The sequence below is a fragment of the Bacillus sp. EB V-12 genome (assembly GCF_056158125.1).
The window spans coordinates 20,054-41,417 of the sequence record NZ_JBUXJL010000015.1; the positions used below are offsets into that span (position 1 = coordinate 20,054).

Below are 21,364 nucleotides of genomic sequence, written 5' to 3' on the forward strand. Positions count from 1 at the left end.
CTCTCTCCTTAGCAGTGTTAAATCGTAAAAAACAAGCAAGGTTTCTAAAAAAGTACTTAGCTGCCCTAGCATCTCTTATTTTATCTCTTGCTAAATGTCAAAAAACTGTTTCTATGTTACTCAACTATCAATATGATTATTAATAAAATTTTCGATCGTTATTATCTCGCAATTTTATCATGTAATTTCGAGATCGTTTCCTCATTTAAATTACTGTGTTTTATCGAATAAAGGAAATATACTACTACCCCAATAGTAATCCAAATACTAAAGTACACCCATGTCCTTAACGGTAAATTTAGCATTAAAAACACACAGCATACAATTGCAACGCATGGTAATACAGGTACAAAAGGTACCATAAATCCACGTTTTAAATTTGGGTGTGATTTACGAAGGATAATAACTGATAGACAAACTAACGCAAATGTCACCAAACTACCGATATTAACTAAATTAACTAATTCTTTCAAATCAATAAACCCAGCTATTATAGAGCTCCCTATTCCTGCTAATCCAGTTATAAAAGTGGGTGCTCCAGTTTTCTTATTAACTTTCGCAAATGATTTCGGTAACAATCCATCACGACTCATTGCAAAGAATACTCGTGTTGCCGCATACATATTGGAAAAAATAACAGCCATAAGGCCAATTACAGCACCTGCAGCAATTGCACCAGCGACTTTTCCTTGTCCTACAACTTCCATTACATACGCCATTGCCTCAGGAACATTTAATTCTTTATAGGAAACCATTCCTGTCATAACAAGGCATACCATAACATAAATAATTGTACATATGATTAATGATGCAATAATACCGATTGGAAGATTACGTTTCGGATCTTTTACTTCTTCTGCTGAAGTTGCTAATATATCAAAACCCGTAAAAGCGAATAAAATAGCTGCTCCACCCGTAAAAACTCCACTTAAACCGTATGGTGCAATTGGTATCCAGTTCATTGGTTTTACATAGAATATACCAACCGTAATAAACAACAAAATCATTCCAATTTTAATCAATACCATTGTATTATTGATTCGTTTGCTTTCCCTCGTACCACGGGATAACATCCATGCTAATATCAATGTAATAATTACTGCTGGTAGATTCACAATACCACCATGCGAAGGAATCGTTACTAGAGCTTTAGGTATCTCTAATCCAAATCCCTTTATTAAATTGTGGAAATAGCCTGTCCATCCAGCAGCGACAGCTGCTGTTGCCACGATATATATTAACAGCAATGACCAACCTACTAGATGAGCAACAAACTCACCAATTGTTGCATATGAGTACGTATATACACTACCAGACGCCGGGAGTGTAGAAGCAATTTCCGCGTAACATAATGCTATAAATCCACATATAATTGCTGCAAGTATAAATGAAAAAATAACTGCTGGACCAGCATCTCTTGCTGCTACTAATCCAGTTAACACAAGAACCCCCGTTCCAACTATCGAGCCTATCCCTAACATAATTAAATCAAATGCTCCTAATGTTTTCGTTAAAGTCTTGCTTTGATTATGCTCTAACAATTGTGTAACGGATTTCTTTTTTAGTAAATTACTCATATTTTCTGTATCCCCTTTAAAATAAGGTTGGTTCTTCTCGTTAGTGTTGTATATAAATTTACTTAGTTATTAACTAGCCTCATAATATTTCTTTTACATTAAATAGATTTGAAATATTATATAAATTCGCTTCTCACTTACTAGTTAAACTAGACATTTCCATAGATTTTTGCGTACAACGTTTCATAGCTGAAATGATAGCTGTTCTTAAACCTTTTTCTTCTAGCGTTACTACAGCTTCTATCGTCGTTCCACCTGGAGAACAAACCATATCCTTCAATTCACCTGGATGTATTCCTGTTTCCAATACCATTTTTGCAGAACCTAATACAGCCTGAGCCGCAAATTTATAAGCTTGTTTTCTCGGCATACCACCAAGTACAGCAGCATCTGCCATGGCTTCTATAAACATATACACATATGCTGGAGAAGAACCACTAATAGATGTAACAACATCCATTAGCTTTTCATTTATGACCTCCGTCTGGCCGAAAATATTAAATATGTTCAGTACCTCTTTTATATCTTTTTCTGTAACCATTTCATTAAAACATAACGCAGACATTCCTTCTCCAACAAGTGCCGGTGTATTAGGCATTACTCTAACAACTTTTAACTTTCTACCAAATTCATTCTCAGTGCTCTTAATACTTTTTCCTGCAGCAATAGTTACAACGATTACATCATTTTTTATTTGATCTTTTATTTGGTTAATTACCGATGAGTATAAATCTGGTTTGATTGATAAAATTAAAATGTCAGCACTGTTAGCGACTTCATTATTGTTAGTAGTTATAGTTATGCCATATTCATTACTAGCATTTTTTAAATTAATGACGTTTAAATCTGAACAAATTATTTGATCTGGAGAAACTATATTTTTTTTTATCATCCCACCTATCATAGCGATACCCATGTTTCCACATCCGATGAATCCTATTTGTTTATTCATAATAATTTGCTCTTGCTCCTTCTACTCTAAATTTTATTGATTTTGAAATTATTATTCTAAATAAGGGCTATTACAATTACTGGGTTTATCAATAGAATTTCAAAATTCTCCTTCCTATAATGAGTTATGTTTTCGTATTTCGTTTACAAGCATGCATAAAAAAAATGAAGAGACTTTCTATTCATAGAACTATTAAAAACGAGAGTAAAATGGTGATAATTTTTATGAATTAATAATCTTTAACTATTCAACATTTTAAATAGAGCTTACACATCCCTCTAATAATTACTTATTTTAACAATTTATAGTTAAGCTTAAGAAAATGTATTTAAATTCCAAATAATTATCCCCATAGATAGTATGAAACAAAGTAATGCAGGAATTGCCATTAAAATAGATTGTTTTGCTCGAAACATATGAGCATGAATAGCTCCGACCATGAGAACTGCTATTAATGTATTTGCTCCTAGCGCTAAGTATTGATTCCAAATACCACCGATTATACCTATTGCTCCAACAATTTCAACCAAACCAATTATAGACATAAACCATAATGAATATTGATATTGTTGCCAATGTTCTACCTGAAAAGATATATGGAAAATTTTTATGAATCCCCCTACTACAATAAAAATTGCTAAAACTACCTGAAGAACAATCATCTTTTAAACTCGCTCCTTTTAAGACTTTGTTAATTTTCATACTTCACAAGGAATAAATATATGCGTTTTACCAATATCAGAAAGGGAGGTATACATAATTTAATTTTTTATACGCTAAGAACTAAGTAGATAACCTTTACTACATAATATTTTCTTAAGAAAAATATTTATTTTAATATATTTGTCTCTTTTGTTAACCTGAATAGATTGTTTTTAATTTCAGACATGCTGATATTTTTTCTTGAAACACCGGTTTCTACTGCAGCACGTGCGACAGCATATGCTACATGTGGCACCACCCTAGGATCAAACGGATTTGGAATGACATAGTTGACATGAAGCTCTTCTTCTGAAATTAAATCAGCTATTGCATAAACAGCTGCTAGCTTCATTTCTTCATTAATTTCTTTTGCTTGTACATCTAAGGCTCCACGAAAAACTCCAGGGAAAGCTAATACATTATTTACTTGATTAGGAAAGTCAGAACGTCCTGTACCAACTACTAGTGCTCCTGCTATTTTTGCTTTATTAGGCATAATTTCAGGTGTAGGGTTAGCCAAGGCAAAAATAATAGGATTATGATTCATAGAACGAACCATATCCTCATCAACTACACCTGCAGCTGATACGCCAATAAATACATCAGCATCAATCAGGGCCTCTGCTAATCTTCCCCGCTTCTGTTCTATATTTGTAATACGAGCTATTTCTTCTTTAAGCGCATTCATTCCAATAGGTCGCTGTTCATATACTATCCCTTTTGTGTCACACAAAATAACATTTTTCACATGCATATGGAGTAACAACTTAACAATGGCTATCCCAGCAGCACCAGCGCCATTTACAACGATTTGAACATCTTCAATTTTTTTATTTGTTAACTTAAGTGCATTAATTAGGCCAGCAATCGTTACAATAGCTGTACCGTGTTGATCATCATGGAAAACAGGAATATCACAAGATTTTCTTAGGCGCTCCTCAATTTCAAAGCATTGAGGTGCTGCAATATCTTCTAAGTTTATCCCACCAAAATTTAGTTCTAATAATTTAACAACCTCAACAATCTTATCCGGATTATTAGTGTTTAAACAAATAGGAAAAGCATCGATCTCAGCAAATGATTTGAAAAGTAAAGCTTTTCCCTCCATCACTGGCATAGCTGCTTTAGGTCCAATATTCCCAAGACCTAATACTGCAGTTCCATCAGATATAACTCCAACTAGGTTCCCTTTCATTGTATAATCATATACTTTGCTTTCATCTTTATAAATCTCTAAGCATGGCTCAGCAACACCTGGTGAGTAAGCGAGACTTAAATCTGTTGAATTTTGTACTTTAACTTTAGAATAAACACCAATCTTCCCCTGTTTTTCTTTATGCATTTTTAATGCTTCATCTCGTAAAGGTGACATATAATTTCGCTCCTATAATTAAGTTAAGAGTTCATTAACTCTATCTTAAACTTGATATTGTATGATATAAGTAAGACTTCTAATATAATCATTATTTATTTTTATAACCTTTTAACATATCTTTTGCATAACGATTAGGGTATAAAGTATTTAACATATTGTATGGACTTCCCTTCCAATATCTTCTTAATGGTGTCCATAACTTATGTTTAATTAACCATCTTTGTGTGTAAATAGATAGTAATTGCCCCTCTGTTAGTTTTTCCTTTTCTTCAATAGTCCACTTCAGCGCCTCTAATGCTTTTTTTTCAGTCCAAAATCCGGTAGGTGTGAATTTATATTCCCATTCTTTATTTTGACCAGGATATAAGTCATTGATCATGGCGTACGGACTGTTATTCCAGAATATTTGACAAGGAGAAATTAAATTATGAATAGTAAGCCATTTTACACTGTAAACTTGTAATAATTGAAAAGAAGTTAATTTTTCTTTTTCTTCAATAGTCCACCTTAATGCTACCAATGCTTTTTCTTTAGTCCAAAAATTGTTAGGAGTCATACTAAATTCCCACTCTTTAAATTTATTAGGATATAAAGAATTTATCATTGCATAAGGACTACCATTCCAATACATAACTAATGGTGCACTGAGTTTATTTTTCTCTAACCATTTTTTACTATAGAATTTGAATAGTTCTACTTTACTTAGCTTTTCTTTTTCTTCAACAGTCCATTTTAATGCTTCAAGAGCTTTTTCTTTAGTCCAAAAATTTAATGGTGCCATACCAAACTCCCACTCTTTAAATCTATTGGGATATAAGTCTTCAATCATCTTATAGGGACTATTATCATAACTATGTTTGAGCGCGCCGAGTAATCGATATTTTATAATTAAAGGCGTATTCCATTTTTGTTTAATATCCTCTTCATTCCATTTTAAAATTGTTTGAATTAAATATTTTGTGACCCTTTTAGATAGCTCTCTATTGCTATCTTCTTTCCATGTATTCGGTGGAAACCTACTTCTTTTACCGTCTAATATTTCTTGATAGATTTCTTCTATTTGCACTGCTTTCGCTTGCACTTCAAACTCCCTCCTATTCAAGACATATAGCGATTCCTCTTTCCTAACGTTAAATAACACACCAATAGTAACTATTGTGATTTACTTTTATAACGCAAAAGAAATGTATAGGGTAAAATCATTTCTTTAATCTATAATAAGAAGGACATAAAAAAACAAAAAGTTACAAAAATTTTTAAATTAAAATTTTTGTAACTTTTTGTTTTGATGCAAATATAATTTCAATTAAGGTATCTCACCGTTTTAAACTTGACGCTCCATAATCTTGTATAGTTACATTTATATGATATTTAATCGGTACCTTACTAAATGTTCGATCCCAATCTTTTTTGACTTTCTCCCATGTTCTCGGGTGCTTAATTCTTAATTGGTTGCCAAAACCCGCAATATCGACTTGGTATTCTTTTTGTATTTTTTTTGTAACATGATGTACTAAGTGCTTTACTTCTTTTTCAATAGCTTTTTCTTCCCTTTTCAAAAATTCATTTTCAAAATCTTTTCCTGATTGCATCCAATTTTCAGACAAACGCCCTTCTGATTCAATGTTTACATCAAAGGAAATATTATTTCCGTTAACATGTGGTATGATTTTGCTTTTTATTGACTTTATTTCGTATATAATGAGTTTCTTTGATTCTTTATCAAAAGTTTTTACCACACCACCATTCCTTTTTCCGTTTATCCATACTACTCCTTCCAATTCCTGCTCATTTAAAAAGCCCATCAACTTTTTTGTCTTCCCTTTAATTACAGCAGCTCCTGCAAATTTTGTTTCCCCATTTATCGAGATTACATTTTGCAAAAGAAAACTGGCCCCTGACCGCATCTTTCCTTCCAATTTAGCGAGCGATACAGGAGGTAAAATCCTTGTTGTTCTATTTCTATTATCTGCAATTCCAGACAAACGAAATGCTGGGATTTCTCCTTTTTTGTTTGATTCCAGTACCTCCTTCGCTAGACCCTTGCTAATTAAGAACATACAGCTAAGCCGAACTTCATTGTCACGGAGATACTGTTCAAGTAATTGTTCTAAACTGTATGTACGTACAAGACTATCGCTAATAACAATATTTTTTAAATGTGGGCTGAACATTGTGCTCTCTCTTTTCAATGAAAACTCACGAACAATTTGATGAATGGAATCACCGGTCTCAGAAACATTTATATAACGTTTTTGTTGTCCATTTCCTTTACTTTGTGCTTGCGAACTAACAATTTGATAAGTAGCTGTTATAAGGTTTCTTTTAGGATAACCTCCTTCCTCATCTTCTTTCTCAATTGTTGAATCCTTCCCTTTATCTAGTGCTATACCTGCAGTTAAACTCAATTCTTCTACTTCTTTACTGCTCCAACACCCTGTTAAAAATAGAAGCAAAAGCGTCCATAACAAAGCCAAATAGAACCGCATATAATTAAATTTATGTTTCACACTACTCCTCCTTTTAATCGCGTAATAATAAGAAGAAGCAGTGGCAGTAAACCAAATAAAAATAAAGCAGCATTACCGAGCATATCCCCCAATTTAAGCAAGTCATTTATATTTTTCGAAGTCATAGCAATGATGTAAATGATTGGAATCAAAGCAAAAATAAATGGATGAATACTCTTTTTAAAGAGTTGTGCTAATCCTAATGCAGCTGCATAATAACTAATCGTATAGGTAGCAAATATTTGCATAATCCATATTACAAGCAGTAAAGATTCAAAACGTTCAAATATCAAACCAGAAATTTCAAAACTGCGCATAAGGTCAATTGTCGGCCATGTTCTTGTTACAACCCCATCAATTGATAATGCACCAATGACCATTACAACAGTTATTACATAAAAGATTAACGGAATAGAAATTCCAACTAAAATAGCTTTTACTGCTTTCTTTCGTTGTTCCATAAATACCAAAAGAATTAACATAATTTCAGGACCTGTATATGCGAGAGACGTTGTTTTTATCCCATCTAACACTGGTTTAATTCCCAAACCTAATACGGGACGGAGATTATCTATCTCGAATATTCCGATACTCATAAAGGAAATGATTAAAAAAATAAAAACAGTAATAGGAAATATTATTTCAAACATCCGTGCAATTGAATTAATACCACCCATAATCAAATAGAGACCTATCCACATAAAAGGCATAACAATAGCCCATGTGGGGGTTCCTTCTAGTAAAAAAAAGCTTATTACTTCTGCCATTGAACGAATTTGAAATGCTGAAGTTGTAAGAAAATACCCTATAATAAGAAAACTAAGCAATCTCCCTATCCATTTCCCTACAATATCTTGACTGTATTGGTAAAATGTTTTTTCTGGAAACTGCTGACTTAATTTGACCATAATTACTCCTGAAACCATTGCCAGTATCCCACCTAATATCACACTTAACCATACATCTGGTGTTTTCACTTTTTCCACAGATGCTCTGGGCAAAGTAAGAATTCCTGTCCCAAGTATGTAATTTACAATAATAACAACTGCTTGTGAAGTTGTTATTCGGTCTTTAGGTATAGTAATCACTGAAGGCCACTTCCTTTCGTCATCAGCTACCTTTTGCGGATAGTTTTTTTGGTATGCATTATTTTCGGTCGACGTCTCATTATTTTTAATGGCATGCGAACCATAAAATCTTTCCAATCACTGAATCGATATGGAACAGCAGGGCTGGTATAAGGAACGCCAAAACTTTTCAGTTTCACTAAATGACTGCAAAGTAAAAGAAAGAAGAGAATAACTCCATACAATCCAAATATCGCAGCACAAAACATAGCTACAAAACGAAGAATGCGTAACGTAATTCCCACACTATATTGCGGAATAGTAAAAGAAGAAATAGCTGTTACCGCAACAACGATAACCATTATTGGACTAACAATTCCTGCTTCTACGGCAGCCTGACCAATTATTAAACCGCCCACAATTCCCATTGCCGGTCCAATCGGTTTAGGCAGACGTAAACCTGCTTCTCGTAAAACTTCGATAGCTACTTCCATAATTAACGCTTCTATTAAAGCGGGAAAAGGAACTCCTTCTCGCGATCCGATAATAGAAATAGCGAGCTTAGTGGGAATTAATCCTGGATGAAATGAAATAAAAGAAATATACAGTGCTGGAGCAAATAATGAAACAAAAGCTGTCATGAAGCGTAATAAGCGGAGAAGCGTACCAGGAAGCCACCTTTCATAATAATCTTCTGGTGATTGCAGCAGCATACTAAATGTAACTGGAGCAATTAAAACAAATGGTGTTCCATCTAACAAAATAGCTACTCGACCTTCCATCAAAGCACTAATAACACGATCAGGTCGTTCTGTATTTTGAATCTGCGGAAAAGGACTGAGATAATTATCTTCAATAAGTTGCTCTATATAACCAGATTCGAGTACACTGTCTATGTCAATTTTCTGAATTCTGTTTTTTATTTCATCCACCAATTCTGTACTAGCAAGATCTTTAATAAATGCGACGACTAACTCTTTCTTTGCACGTTCTCCTACTGGTAGCTTTACTAATGATAAGCTCTCATCCGCACAGTGTCGTCGCAAAAGTGAGGTATTATCACTTAATACTTCAGTAAAACCGACCCGTGGCCCTCTGACTAATGCCTCCGATACTGGTTCTTCAATGTTTCGTTTATTTGCTTTTGTTGTACCAAGAATAAACACATCTGCTAAACCATCAATTAAAAGAGCTGTTGAACCTATCAATACTTTGGGTATTAAATCTTTTATGTAATGGACTTCTGCTACTTCACTAATTGTAAGAACTTTATTTTTAATATATTCTTTTGAAACAGTCCCCTCCACATAAGAAGATTCATTTTTATATTCATCAGAAAAATCATCCATTAGTAATTTCATAATATGTTTGTCAATTATCTCTTTATCTGATAGACCATCAACAAAAACGATCCCAGCCTGAATATCTGTGCGTCCAATATTAAACTTCCGAAATCGAACATCAGAATTATGTCCGATTTGTTGCTTTATAAGTTCTAAGTTAGAGGCAAAATCATTTGTGAAATGAACGTTTGTATTTTGAGATGGTTTATGCTCTTGTTTCGTTTTACTTTGAATATTATTTTTTTTCACTTGTTTGTCTCTTGACTTCCACCAACTCATTCTTCCCACTCTTTCTCTGACATACGAACCCAATGAAAAAATCTTGAGATAGTATACGGAATTAAAAACAAGATAAAAGCTTGTACAAAGACTTTCCAATCTGGAAGATAAGAAGTAATTATGTTCCACATTTTTATCACCCAATTTATATACTCTGCTAGGATTGAGATTTCTAAAAAACGATATGTACTTAATAAAAAATAACGATAAGATTAAAGAGCAGAAAAGCGAGACATTATGCTTATTTAGTACCAATAACCTAATTAGTATAAAAACATTTCTGACCTAAAATACCATTTCCAATTATAATTTGTTAAATATTATCTCCTTTTCCCTTATTTATATGCCCGCATTTGAATTTCAAATAATATAAGGATCAATGATATTTCCTCTTAAAGAAAAAAAGATGCCAGAAGATAGCATCTTTTTTTCAATTCAACTTACTATGTATTTATATTTTATTGTTAAAATACTCGTTTTTTTTAATGAATATTAATGTGTAAAAAATACATATTCTTTTGTTTTAAGTTCATACACTTCTACCGAATCGATACGGAATTTTCTGATTTTAAAGCCAATATGAAATAAAGGAAAATCCTCTCTTAGAAAAACTATATAAAACCAATAACATGAAAATAATTATCAATCTATCAATTGAAAATAATACTTAGCAAGAGTTTATCATCTTAACTCCAAGTGTATTCGTTTTGCTTCAAAATAAAGAACTTGAATAAATTTTTTCGTATCAATACGAGCAGGTAATGTTGGTTCATTATTCAATTCTGTCATCTTTCTCCTTACGGTAGTAAAATCAAAAAATCTAGAAGCATAATTTTCGAACTTCGGGTTTAAAAAATCAGTAAGTCCAAGGGATGCTAAATGGTTTAATGATTGATAAATTGCTCTCCGAATCCGTTGTTTGGAAGCTTCTATGAACCTTTTTAATTCGGCATCTTCAGCTGAATCCCCAAGTTTTTTTTGAGCTAAATTCATAAAAATCTCTTTTAGTGAGGGAAAGCCTTGTTCCAACGTGTTATCTTGTTCATATTTATATAAATAATCTAGCATATCCATTAAATCTTTACTTCCACTTTCACTGGCTATTCCTAATTCAGACAAAAGAAAATGAATGGAATTTTGAAAATGATTGAAAGTATTTAAATGTTTTTCACTACGGTATTTTTCTTGCGTACTTAAATTACTATCCAATTTTAGTACCATATTAAGCGATTCTTGAATGTTTTTTATCGATTTTTCCAAACGAATTCGTTCAATGACTTTCCGAACAACTGTTAATACTTCAATCCGGTTAATTGGCTTAATAATATAGTATTCAACACCAAGCGAATAAGCTTCAGCAATTAATTCTTTTGATTCTACTTGAGAGACCATGATGATTTTCCCTTTAAACGAAGGTTTTATTTGACGAATTGTTTTTATTCCATCTTGATTCGGCATTAACAAATCGATAAATAAAATGTCTATATTTTTAAGGATTACCATTTGTTGCTCTAAAGATAAACCATCCTCAGCTTCTCCTATAACCTCCCCAAGATCTTCATCCTCGATAATTTGAGCCAACATTGAGCGAACCGCTTTTTCATCATCTACTATATAAAAATACATAGAATCACCCTTTCGAAATTATATGATCAATCCCTAATCTAATTATAAAAATTGATCCTTTTCCTTCGGTTCTGTCCTCAAGCGTAACATCACCTTCAAGTTGTTCGACCATTTCTTTAACATACGATAATCCGATACCTGTCGATGGGTTGCCTAAATCATCATATTTAGAAGTAAACCCAGGCTCAAAAATTGAATCTTTATATTTTGAAGAAATACCAGGACCATTATCGCCTATTTGAAATTCAACAAAATGGTGGTCTTTATTAATGTCAATTGTGATGGTTCCCATACCTTGGATAGCTTCTACAGCGTTTGTAACGATATTATTTATAATAGATAAGATTGTGTAAATATGATAATGAGGATGCACACCATCAATTTTATACACAAATTGGATGTCTTTCTCTAGCAACCGTGCATATTTCGTATTTGCCCGTATAATGATATTTACTAGTTCATGCACAGACATATAATCTGTAAAACTTTCATCAGAAATTAATTTTGAAAGTCCCGCAAAAATACGTTGGTTATCCTTTTTAACATCATGGACCTCACCAGCAATTTGTAATGCCTGTTGCCTTAAATCCTCAAACTGAAAATCCATCTGTTTGTGCTCAAAAGAGTCTAAGGTTTTATATAAATCATAGGATTTTTTTGTTATATTCTCAGCATCTTGTAATGTTTTCTTTAAATGAACAGCATCTTCATATAAATTAGAGATAAGCATGAGCATATGTTCATTTTGTTTCTTTATATGTCTCTCCCTTGATTGCGCTTCATACAATTTCATCATATTGAAAAAGCTTAGAACTATAAAACTATGGGAACATGCGATAACAATGATCTCATTTATTGCCTCGGATGTGATCGATGTTTTTAATACGAAATATTGAATCATTAATTCCACACAGTCTGACAGTATTTCAATCATGCAACCAATAAAACCAATCATTAGTGGTTGATGATAAAAACGTTTGATTTTTGCTAAATGAAAGAGATACGAATAAGTAAAATAAAAGAAAAAACTAGGATAGTGAGTATGAAAAGCGGCTAGCCAATCCATATTTCCCTTTATAATGACATCCATTGAGATACGAAATACTACCACGACTATCGCTGTTAAAAAACCCGGTAAAAATGCTGGAATTCGTCGAAACAATAACAAAAAAAAGAAAAATGTTGGTGCGCCAAAGCTCATTCTAAATGTTTCATTTAAAGGAAATGACTTTATTTCACCTACTAAGGGTACTGTAAGTATCATTAAAACGAGAATATAGATGTCTTTTTTTACTAAATTACTAAGATTCAAAATAATCACTTCTCACTTTCGCCTAACAGTCAGTATACAAACCTATTTGCATTAATACAATACTTACTCTATTTTTTTCAAAAACTGATAAATAAGATATAAACGAAAGCATTCTAGATTGTGAGTATTCATTACACCCTTCTACTTTAGAAAGATACTTTATAACTCAAAAATGTTCAGACACAATATAAGGTCTGAACACTTTTGGACTCGCTCTAACACCAAAATATCTGTGCTCCTTTTTAAAATATACTTAAATCCCATTCTTTTGCAATATGTTCTAACAACATAATTCCTGGTAAACTATTCCCATATTCATCAATGGCTGGTCCGTAAATACCAATACCACATCCATCTTGGAACGATAAATCCTTCCTAGATTTTGAGGGAACAAGTGTCATAATTCCGCCCGATACCCCACTCTTAGCTGGTAATCCAATGAAAGCAGCAAATTTTCCAGAAGCATTGTACATTCCACAAGTTAGCATTAAAGCTTTTGTTAACCTAGCTACTTCTTTAGGGAGCACTTGTTCTTTGCGAATAGGATGATATCCATCATGTGCTAGTATAAGCCCTATTAAGGCAATATCTTCTGTATTTATTTCAATCGAACATTGTTTTAGGTAAACCTCTAGTGTCTCCTCCACATCTGATTCTAGAAAACCATTCTCCTTTAAATAGTATGCTAATGCTCTATTACGATGAGCCGTTTCCCATTCTGATTGAAATACTATTTCATTAATAGCGGGACGCTTCTCTATCATTTTTTCAATTAATACGTATAGAGATTCTAATTTTTCTTGCACCGATGTCCCTGGCAAAAGTGAAGCTATCGTAATTGCTCCAGCATTAATCATAGGATTAAAAGGTTTTCCTGGTTTATGTATCTCTAAACGAATAATTGAATTAAAGGCATCTCCAGTTGGCTCTACGTCAACTCGTTCTAATACATAAGAAATACCGCGACTTAAACAAGCGGCTATAAAACCGATTACTTTTGATATACTTTGTAATGTGAAAGGTATCTCCCAATCTCCTGATTTTATCATTGTTCCATCTGGCTTTACTATACAAATACCTAACTGCGATACATTTATTTCCCCCAGAGCAGGAATATAACTGGCGCTTCGTCCCTTAGCTGCATACGTTCGATAATGAGCCACCCATTGATCTAAGCAAACTTTTTCTTGACCCTCAACTTGAACGCTAGAATCCTTTATCATTTAATCATATTCCCCCGTACTATTAACTTTATATAGAATGATTTTTTCTTTACTATAATCAATAATATTTGCACTAGAACCAAGAAAAATATTCAGACATATTGCAGTCTGAATATCCTTCTTATTACACACTTTTCTTTTTTGAAGTTTTCTCATAACTATCCCAACATTCAATATTTTCAAGCCCTTTAATGTTTTCTTTATAAAAAATAGGATCTTTACCAGCTTTTTTCTGGTTTATATAATCTTGTAACGCCGCAAATGCTACTTTTGAAAGTAAGGTAATAGCAATTAAATTAATAATAACCATAAAGCCCATAAATAAGTCCGCTAAATCCCATACAATTTGAATCTTTGCAACAGAACCAAATACAATCATAGCCAACACACTTATTCTGTATATCATTAACCACACTTTACTTGTATGTAAGAAGCGAATATTTGTTTCACCATAATAATAGTTGCCAATTAACGCACCAAATCCAAATAAAAAAACAAAGATAGCAAGACAACCCGATGCCCAAGGACCTATGTGTTCACTTAATGCTGCTTGTGTAAGTGCAATACCATTTAACCCCGGTTGTTTATATGCATCAGACAGCAAAATAATAAAGGCAGTGCTAGTACATATGATCAGTGTATCCGTTAATACACCAAATGCTTGAATCAGTCCTTGTTTCACCGGATGACTTGTTGTTGCTGTTGCGGCAACGTTTGGTGCACTTCCCATACCAGCTTCATTTGAAAATAAACCACGTTTAACTCCATTCATAAGTGCTGCACCAATTGAACCGCCTGCTATTTGTTTAAAACCAAATGCGTTTTGAACAATAAGAGAAAGAACTTCCGGCATTTTTGATATGTTGGTAACTACAACAAATAATGCAACTCCAATGTATAATACCGCTAAAAATACCACCTTGTATTCAGCCATTTTTGCAATACGTTGTACACCACCAAAAATAATCGCAGCGAAAGCAATGGCCATGATTATCCCAACTGTTAGACGATCTGTACCAAATGAGTTTTGAAAAGCAATTGTAACTGTATTTGATTGTACTGAATTGAATACAAGACCAAAAGTAATTGTGATTAAAATAGAGAATAATACTCCCATCCAACGTTTATTCAACCCTTTTTCCATATAATAGGATGGACCACCGCGGAAACCAGTTTTATCTTTTACTTTATATATCTGTGCTAATGTGCTTTCGACAAAACTGGAGGCCGAGCTAATAATAGAAATAATCCACATCCAAAATACAGCTCCAGGACCACCTAATGCAATTGCAATCGCAATTCCTGTGATATTCCCTGTTCCAACGCGGGCTGCCATACCAATACAAAACGCTTGAAAAGGAGAGATTTGATCTTTAGAACCACTTTTCCCCTCCATTAATACACGGACCATCTCTTTTAACATTCGAAACTGTACAAAATTCAATTTAAATGTAAAATAAATTCCGCAAATAACAAGCATAATAATTAACAATTTAGACCATAAAAAATCATTTGTTGATCCGACTAACTCTACAAAAAATCTTTCCATATTATCACTCCATACCAAAAATTTATCTATCATAATCTATATAAAATCACCTATATTCCTTGGCATAAATACCTCATTCATATTCAAATACAACAAGGATAAAAATTTTCTATATGAATAGAATTGGCCTGTTTAAACAAACATCGTAACATGCAACTTCAAAACTGAATTTTCTAAAAACTTTCCGTTTATACACACGATGCTCTATCCCCTTCTGCAAAACTAATATTCTTATCCACTAATGTTGTTGTACTATTATGTTTGTTTCGTTTACCGGTGATTTATATTTAAATCATAATAATCAATAGTGATTAACTGGTTTTTTGTTAATTTTCTTAAGAACATGGAAATATCTCCTTTCTTACTACTAATCTCAAAAATAGGCTAGGTAAAAATTTCACGAAAAACCTATAAAGCGCTTTCAATCTTTAACTAAGAGAAGCTTGTCTTTAATTTATAATTAAAAGTACAGAATGTTACGAAAAAGTACAGATTTTTATAAAAACAAAAAAATATTTTAAGATTTTTCATCTAAAAAAACAGTGAGATTTTGTGAATTTTATACAGTATCCAAACGTCGCAGATTTTGTTCTACCTATCCTTTGACAAGCCTCTATTTTCTTCATAAAAACATGCATACTTTTTCTCTTTTAGAAGTTCATATAAAGTATTTGAAATCAAGAATCAATAGAATATTATAAGAATATTAAAAAAATAAAGCATTTAATTTATTTATGGTATCATACAAAAAACATTTGTTTTCTCAATTAATCCCCCTAGTTGGATTCGTCTATATTGCACATATTTACAACATGAAAGACACTAAGAAAAAAGGATTTTGTTGAAAGGATGAAACATTACAAAACTCTTATTTAGGACCTTATGACATCGTCTTTTCTAGCAATATCGAGTTATCCCAAAAAACGTATATTTACTAACATAGATTACAGGTGGTGTATTGTGAAAGAAATAGTATTCGTTCAAAATAAAAAAAGACTCCTTATGAAATTCGAATTTTTAAAAAAGGATTTAGTGCTTACCATTTCACTGATACTAGCAATTGTAAGCTGCTTAATACATTCGCCAAAGATCGAATATATTAACTTTGAAGTGTTAATTAGCTTATTTAATCTAATGGTGGCCATTAAGGCCTTGGAACAGCTAAAGATATTAGACAAACTTGCTGTTGCGATTTTAAATAAATGCAATAACAGCAGGTCAATATCTATTATTCTAATTTTGTTATGCTTTATTTGCTCCATGTTTGTAACAAATGATGTCGCTCTCCTCACTTTTGTACCAATAACACTTGTCATTAGTAAAAAAACACAAATGAACATGATGGATACAATCATCCTGCAAACAATTGCGGCAAACATCGGTAGTAGCTTGATGCCTATGGGAAACCCACAAAATTTATACCTATATTCTTACTATGGAATTAAGCTCATCCCATTTTTAGGTTCAATCCTGCTTTTAGCTGTACTTGGAATTAGTTTGTTATTTATATGTACTCAAAAACTTCAAAAAACAGATTTGAAAATAGAACTACCTGTTATTACCGTGAAAAATCGAAAAAAAGCTACCGTCTGGATTTTAATACTTATCACTATCATTGCATCTATTTTTGGTGTCATTAATTATTACATTGCGCTAATAGTTACATTGGTGGCAGCATTTACGTTAGATAGAAACTTACTATTTAAGATCGATTACTTTCTTCTAATAACCTTTGTCTGTTTTTTTATTTTCATCGGAAACATTTCACATTCGGATGCACTGGAGACATTTGCTCGCGCTAATTTAAAAGGAGATACTTCAGTCTTCTTTAGTTCCATATTTTTGAGTCAATTGATTAGCAATTTTCCTACTTCAATTCTTCTATCAAACTTTACTTCTGATTGGAAAGCTTTATTACTAGGAGTAAATATTGGAGGGCTTGGAACAATTATCGCATCTTTAGCCAGTGTAATCTCCTATAAACTATTCATTCAGGCCAATGTTAAAGAGAGTAAGGCGTATTTAATTAAATTTAGCATTTACAACTTTTCATTTTTAATCATACTTACATGTATACAATACTTTATGTTTAAATTTCTAAAAATTTTTTAAAAAATTGATTCCTTTAGAAAAACCCAAATTTCTCAATTTAATGCTGAGATATTTGGGTTTTAATATAGGTATGTTTAAAGAGCTACAACAAAGTTACCATCAATTTAATATTTTGAGATGTTCTCACAGCGAAAATCTTTTAGCTTTTACGTTGTTTATTAGATTTCAGTTCATTTTTGAAGTCTTCTTCACAAAATCCTTAATGTCCCTCAATTTTTTCCTGCTAATATTATCTTTAATGGTTGAATCTATTTCAATTTCTAATTTTGCAAATGCTGCTCCTACACAATTATAGATACTTAATCCCTCTATACTCTTTCAAGCGGTAATCCATTCCGATGGAAATTACAAATGACAAAATTTATCCGTTTTTCCTACTTGCTAAATTCAGCAAGTAAAATGTTTTTAAAAACTTCCGGGTTATTAATGTTTAAACTGTTCGAATTGATAGCGAGTGTATGTTTACCTCCAAGTGTTCCACCAGCAAAAGTGGAAAACCCTGGAACGCCCCCCCTGTGTCCCCATACCGAGACACCGTTCGGAAGCTTAATTTCAAGGATTCCAAGACCATATCCGGTTCCCTCTCTATTTGTAGGAACTGTAGTAAGCATTTGTTTTAACTGCTGTTCCTTCAGTAATTTGCCACCTAGTAAGTAAGAGAAGAATTTGTTTAAGTCGTCAGCAGTAGAAATCATATCTCCATCCGAGCTACCTGGGTTAATATAAGTAACGTCTTTTAGCTCACTCGCTCCGTCTAGTTGCAAATAGCCACGGGCATGCTTGGTGCCTGGAATCACGCTTGAATTACCAGGTAGAAATGTATTTGACAAATCAAGCGGTTCAATAATCCGATTTTCAACCTCTTCCGCATAACTGTTGCCAGTTACTTTTTCAATAAGGATCCCCAGTAATACGTATCCTGTGTTTGAATAAGACCAACCCTTTCCTGGGGCAAAGTCTGGGGGAAGTGAAATCCCCATCTTTACAAATTCTTCAGCCGTATATGATTTTTTTATATCCGTAATATCAAAGTCTTTTGAATTTATATAGTCAGCAATACCACTTGTATGATTCAATATTTGCCGGATCGTAATCTGGTTACCATCATATCCGTTTCCTTGAATAACACCAGGTAACCATTTTTCAATGGAGTCGTCTAGATTCAAACGGTTCTCTCCAGATAATTGAAGTAGAACTGTTGCAATGAACGTTTTCGTCACACTGCCAATGCGAAAGCGAAAATCTGCTTTCATTGGTTTCTTAGTTTTCAAATCCGCTATCCCAGCACTATAACTCCAAGTTTTACCCCCCTTAGAAATTTGAGCGAGTATTCCCGGGTATCCAAGTTGCAGTTCATCTCGCATTGCTTTCTTAACGGAAATACGATCGCTTTTCGTACTTGTTTGTAACGAACTAGATACATTTTGCGTAGATTCTGCTTTTACAATTGATGTTGGTGTTATGTATAACAGGGAACTTCCACCTATTAAAAGTGCTAGACTTGCACATGTAATTTTACTGCTTGTTTTCATAAAGAATTCCTCTCTTCTATTTAAATTGTATTGATTGTTGATAGCTATGTCATATACTAACCACACAGCTATCAACTCTCCCAATGATAAAAGTCAACACTGAATTTGCAATTATCGTACTAATCATTATTTTCACAAACACCATTGTGTCCTAACAATCTCTAAATCACTCTTTTTCCATATGCATATTAACCATAGAAATTACTTCTTTTCCTTAAAACACTCTTGTTACTGATTATTTGTTTTATATGTAGGCCGTACTTGCCCCCCCTTCATGCCTCCTTATATTTTTATCCTACACAATGAAAATCTCTTTTTTCTTACCTATTCCTTACAAATTCCTTACATACAAAATCACTTCTACAATAGGATTGAAGTAGCATCTGTGCCCGAAAGCGCAAAAAACACCGATGCTTTTCGCTTCAGTGTTTTTGCGCTTTACATATTGAAGATTCGTTTTACTCTTAACAGGTTAAACTGCTAATTTTTTCTAATGCGATTATTCTTCTTGCTATATAGAACAAATTTCATTGTGTTATATGAAACACTATGAAATTTGTCATTAAGGCACATGATTCTAAATTTATTGATGTACTTGAGATGGACTCACTTTTTGAATTTGAACAAGTATATCAAATGCTTTACCTAATGATATATCAACAGTTTTTGGTATATCAGGCCCTTCGGTAGTTATTCCAGCGAAAATTGGATGTTGTTCGTTTAACCAAGTTTTTGTCACGCCATTCGCCTTACGTAAATCAATAAAAAATTGATCTTTTTTGACCTGTCCAAAAATGTAGTTATAACTGTTTGGATCATCCGATTTTAATGTTCCATAGGGGCCAAATTCACCATCGCTATTCTTGACATTATATTGTCCTTCATAAACTGACGTTCCAATAGATACGTACCGTTTTCCGTAATATTCTGCTAAATGCTGCCCTGCTACTTTAGGGTATATAAAAGAAAGCATATTTGTTTTCGAAACGTGTCCATTATGTCCCCATACAATGGTTTTTCCTAAATGTTCTTCAGTCCACTTCGCATTTTCATACATTGCAATATCATGTTTCAAATAAAAATCCGCTGGTTTATCAGGAGGTGTCGCTAACATTGTAGTAAACTGTTCAATAATACGAGCATTTTGCTTTATCCATGCAAACTCTTTAGATTTCCCATTTAAATAGCTTTTATTTTCCTCTAATAAAGCACTAATTTGTTTAGCATCTAAAACATACTTTTCTTTTTCTTCTTTCGTAAGGCTTTCAAAAGTATTCATATCCTTTGTTACAGGAATAAGCCCTTTTATCTTCTCTTCTACTCTAGGCAACAGTTTTGAGTTGTTTGCTTTAATATATTCTATTATATTATTATAAACATTTTCGTTTACTGATTGAATGTCCATCCCGATGACACGTACTTTCGATTTATGTTTTGGATTAGCATTATATTGCCGAATCCAATCAAGTAAATCTAGCATTTCTTTCGTCTTAAATACAGGTGTTAGATGTTGGCTTGGGTTTCCCTTACCAGTAAGAACATATCGATCAAGTTCCAAGGCCCTGTCCCATCCCTCTTCTAAAACTAGATTGGTAAAGCCCTTTTCAGATACTAAATACTTAACAATGCGGTGTTTCATTGTAAAAACTTCATGAGCCCCATGCGTAGCTTCACCTAAACCTACAATTGAAGCTGAACCTACCATATTCTTAAGTGGTTTCAAATCATTAAGAGATGCAGTTGGATTAGTTGTTTTTAAAGGCTTTGCATGTGCTTCTAACCATTTCGCTATTTGATTTGTATTGTAGGGAGCTGTAACAGAAACCTCTGTTTTCGAATCTGCATAAGTATTTCCTACAAAATGAGTCATTGTTATAGCAGAAGCAACAATTGCAATAATTATTTTCTTTTTCATAAAAAACCTCCTGAAATATTTACTTATAGCTTTTTTACATACTCTGCCAATTTCCGTTTAAAACATTCATTTTCTTATTACTGTTAAGATACATTTATTCTAGTTCCTAAAACTCACTTATTTCTTAATAGGTTCTTAAGAAATTCTTAATTCACTTATACGAATATAAAACTAAATAAGCTTCAATTCATTGTATTGTAAATTCCTCATTGCATAACATTATAATGTGCAGATATTCGTTATAGATGATGTTATCTAAAGTATTCAATTTCAGTATGTATTATTAACGT

The 21,364-nt window shown here is 32.8% G+C and carries 15 protein-coding genes and 1 pseudogene; 1 reads left to right on the top strand and 15 read right to left on the bottom strand.

Annotation, left to right across the window (positions count from 1 at the left end; translation table 11 throughout):
* Nucleotides 1-161 precede the first annotated feature (161 nt).
* The 12 genes from ACZDYH_RS27085 to ACZDYH_RS27140 form a co-directional block, all read right to left on the bottom strand.
* Complete coding sequence (locus tag ACZDYH_RS27085; RefSeq protein WP_016122783.1) at nucleotides 162-1,577, bottom strand: amino acid permease; 1,416 nt, start codon at nucleotides 1,575-1,577, stop codon at nucleotides 162-164.
* 133 nt (nucleotides 1,578-1,710) lie between these two features.
* Nucleotides 1,711-2,529: a pyrroline-5-carboxylate reductase gene (gene proC, locus ACZDYH_RS27090; protein ID WP_001041290.1), complete on the bottom strand. Its 819-nt coding sequence runs from the start codon at nucleotides 2,527-2,529 to the stop codon at nucleotides 1,711-1,713.
* Between the two features lie 314 nt (nucleotides 2,530-2,843).
* A complete protein-coding gene (locus ACZDYH_RS27095) occupies nucleotides 2,844-3,191 on the bottom strand; it encodes a DoxX family protein (protein WP_000636506.1) in 348 nt (115 codons plus the stop codon).
* 167 nt (nucleotides 3,192-3,358) lie between these two features.
* Nucleotides 3,359-4,603 (bottom strand): NAD(P)-dependent malic enzyme, encoded by a 1,245-nt coding sequence (locus ACZDYH_RS27100; RefSeq protein ID WP_000074777.1) that lies wholly within the window; start codon nucleotides 4,601-4,603, stop codon nucleotides 3,359-3,361.
* 91 nt (nucleotides 4,604-4,694) lie between these two features.
* A complete protein-coding gene (locus ACZDYH_RS27105) occupies nucleotides 4,695-5,687 on the bottom strand; it encodes a DUF4046 domain-containing protein (protein WP_434712309.1) in 993 nt (330 codons plus the stop codon).
* 235 nt (nucleotides 5,688-5,922) lie between these two features.
* Entirely contained in the window at nucleotides 5,923-7,116 is a 1,194-nt protein-coding gene (locus ACZDYH_RS27110; RefSeq protein WP_434712311.1) for a Ger(x)C family spore germination protein, read from the bottom strand.
* Nucleotides 7,113-8,204, bottom strand: coding sequence for a spore germination protein (locus ACZDYH_RS27115; RefSeq protein WP_000628606.1), 1,092 nt, complete (start codon nucleotides 8,202-8,204; stop codon nucleotides 7,113-7,115). Before ACZDYH_RS27115 ends, ACZDYH_RS27110 begins: the two co-directional genes overlap by 4 nt.
* A 26-nt stretch (nucleotides 8,205-8,230) precedes the next feature.
* Nucleotides 8,231-9,805, bottom strand: coding sequence for a spore germination protein (locus ACZDYH_RS27120; RefSeq protein ID WP_000119234.1), 1,575 nt, complete (start codon nucleotides 9,803-9,805; stop codon nucleotides 8,231-8,233).
* 681 nt (nucleotides 9,806-10,486) lie between these two features.
* On the bottom strand, nucleotides 10,487-11,431 hold the full coding sequence (locus tag ACZDYH_RS27125; protein WP_000274085.1) for a response regulator: 945 nt from the start codon (nucleotides 11,429-11,431) through the stop codon (nucleotides 10,487-10,489).
* Nucleotides 11,432-11,435: 4 nt separating this feature from the next.
* Nucleotides 11,436-12,752, bottom strand: a complete 1,317-nt coding sequence (locus ACZDYH_RS27130) for a sensor histidine kinase (RefSeq protein ID WP_000584790.1) — start codon at nucleotides 12,750-12,752, stop codon at nucleotides 11,436-11,438.
* A 233-nt stretch (nucleotides 12,753-12,985) separates the two neighbouring features.
* Nucleotides 12,986-13,966: a glutaminase GlsA gene (gene glsA / locus ACZDYH_RS27135; protein ID WP_000588656.1), complete on the bottom strand. Its 981-nt coding sequence runs from the start codon at nucleotides 13,964-13,966 to the stop codon at nucleotides 12,986-12,988.
* 124 nt (nucleotides 13,967-14,090) lie between these two features.
* Nucleotides 14,091-15,515: an alanine/glycine:cation symporter family protein gene (locus ACZDYH_RS27140; RefSeq protein WP_000439283.1), complete on the bottom strand. Its 1,425-nt coding sequence runs from the start codon at nucleotides 15,513-15,515 to the stop codon at nucleotides 14,091-14,093.
* A gap of 960 nt (nucleotides 15,516-16,475) precedes the next feature.
* Between ACZDYH_RS27140 and ACZDYH_RS27145 the strand changes: the two genes are divergently transcribed.
* Nucleotides 16,476-17,627: an anion transporter gene (locus tag ACZDYH_RS27145; protein WP_016122788.1), complete on the top strand. Its 1,152-nt coding sequence runs from the start codon at nucleotides 16,476-16,478 to the stop codon at nucleotides 17,625-17,627.
* A gap of 165 nt (nucleotides 17,628-17,792) precedes the next feature.
* Here ACZDYH_RS27145 and ACZDYH_RS27150 read toward each other — a convergent pair.
* From ACZDYH_RS27150 to ACZDYH_RS27160, 3 genes and pseudogenes are all read right to left on the bottom strand, one after another.
* Nucleotides 17,793-17,891, bottom strand: a pseudogene (locus ACZDYH_RS27150) (cytochrome P450); the annotation flags it as partial.
* Nucleotides 17,892-18,001: 110 nt separating this feature from the next.
* Nucleotides 18,002-19,159, bottom strand: coding sequence for a serine hydrolase domain-containing protein (locus ACZDYH_RS27155; protein WP_434712316.1), 1,158 nt, complete (start codon nucleotides 19,157-19,159; stop codon nucleotides 18,002-18,004).
* Between the two features lie 583 nt (nucleotides 19,160-19,742).
* Entirely contained in the window at nucleotides 19,743-21,074 is a 1,332-nt protein-coding gene (locus ACZDYH_RS27160) for an erythromycin esterase family protein (RefSeq protein WP_000726836.1), read from the bottom strand.
* Nucleotides 21,075-21,364: the final 290 nt, after the last annotated feature.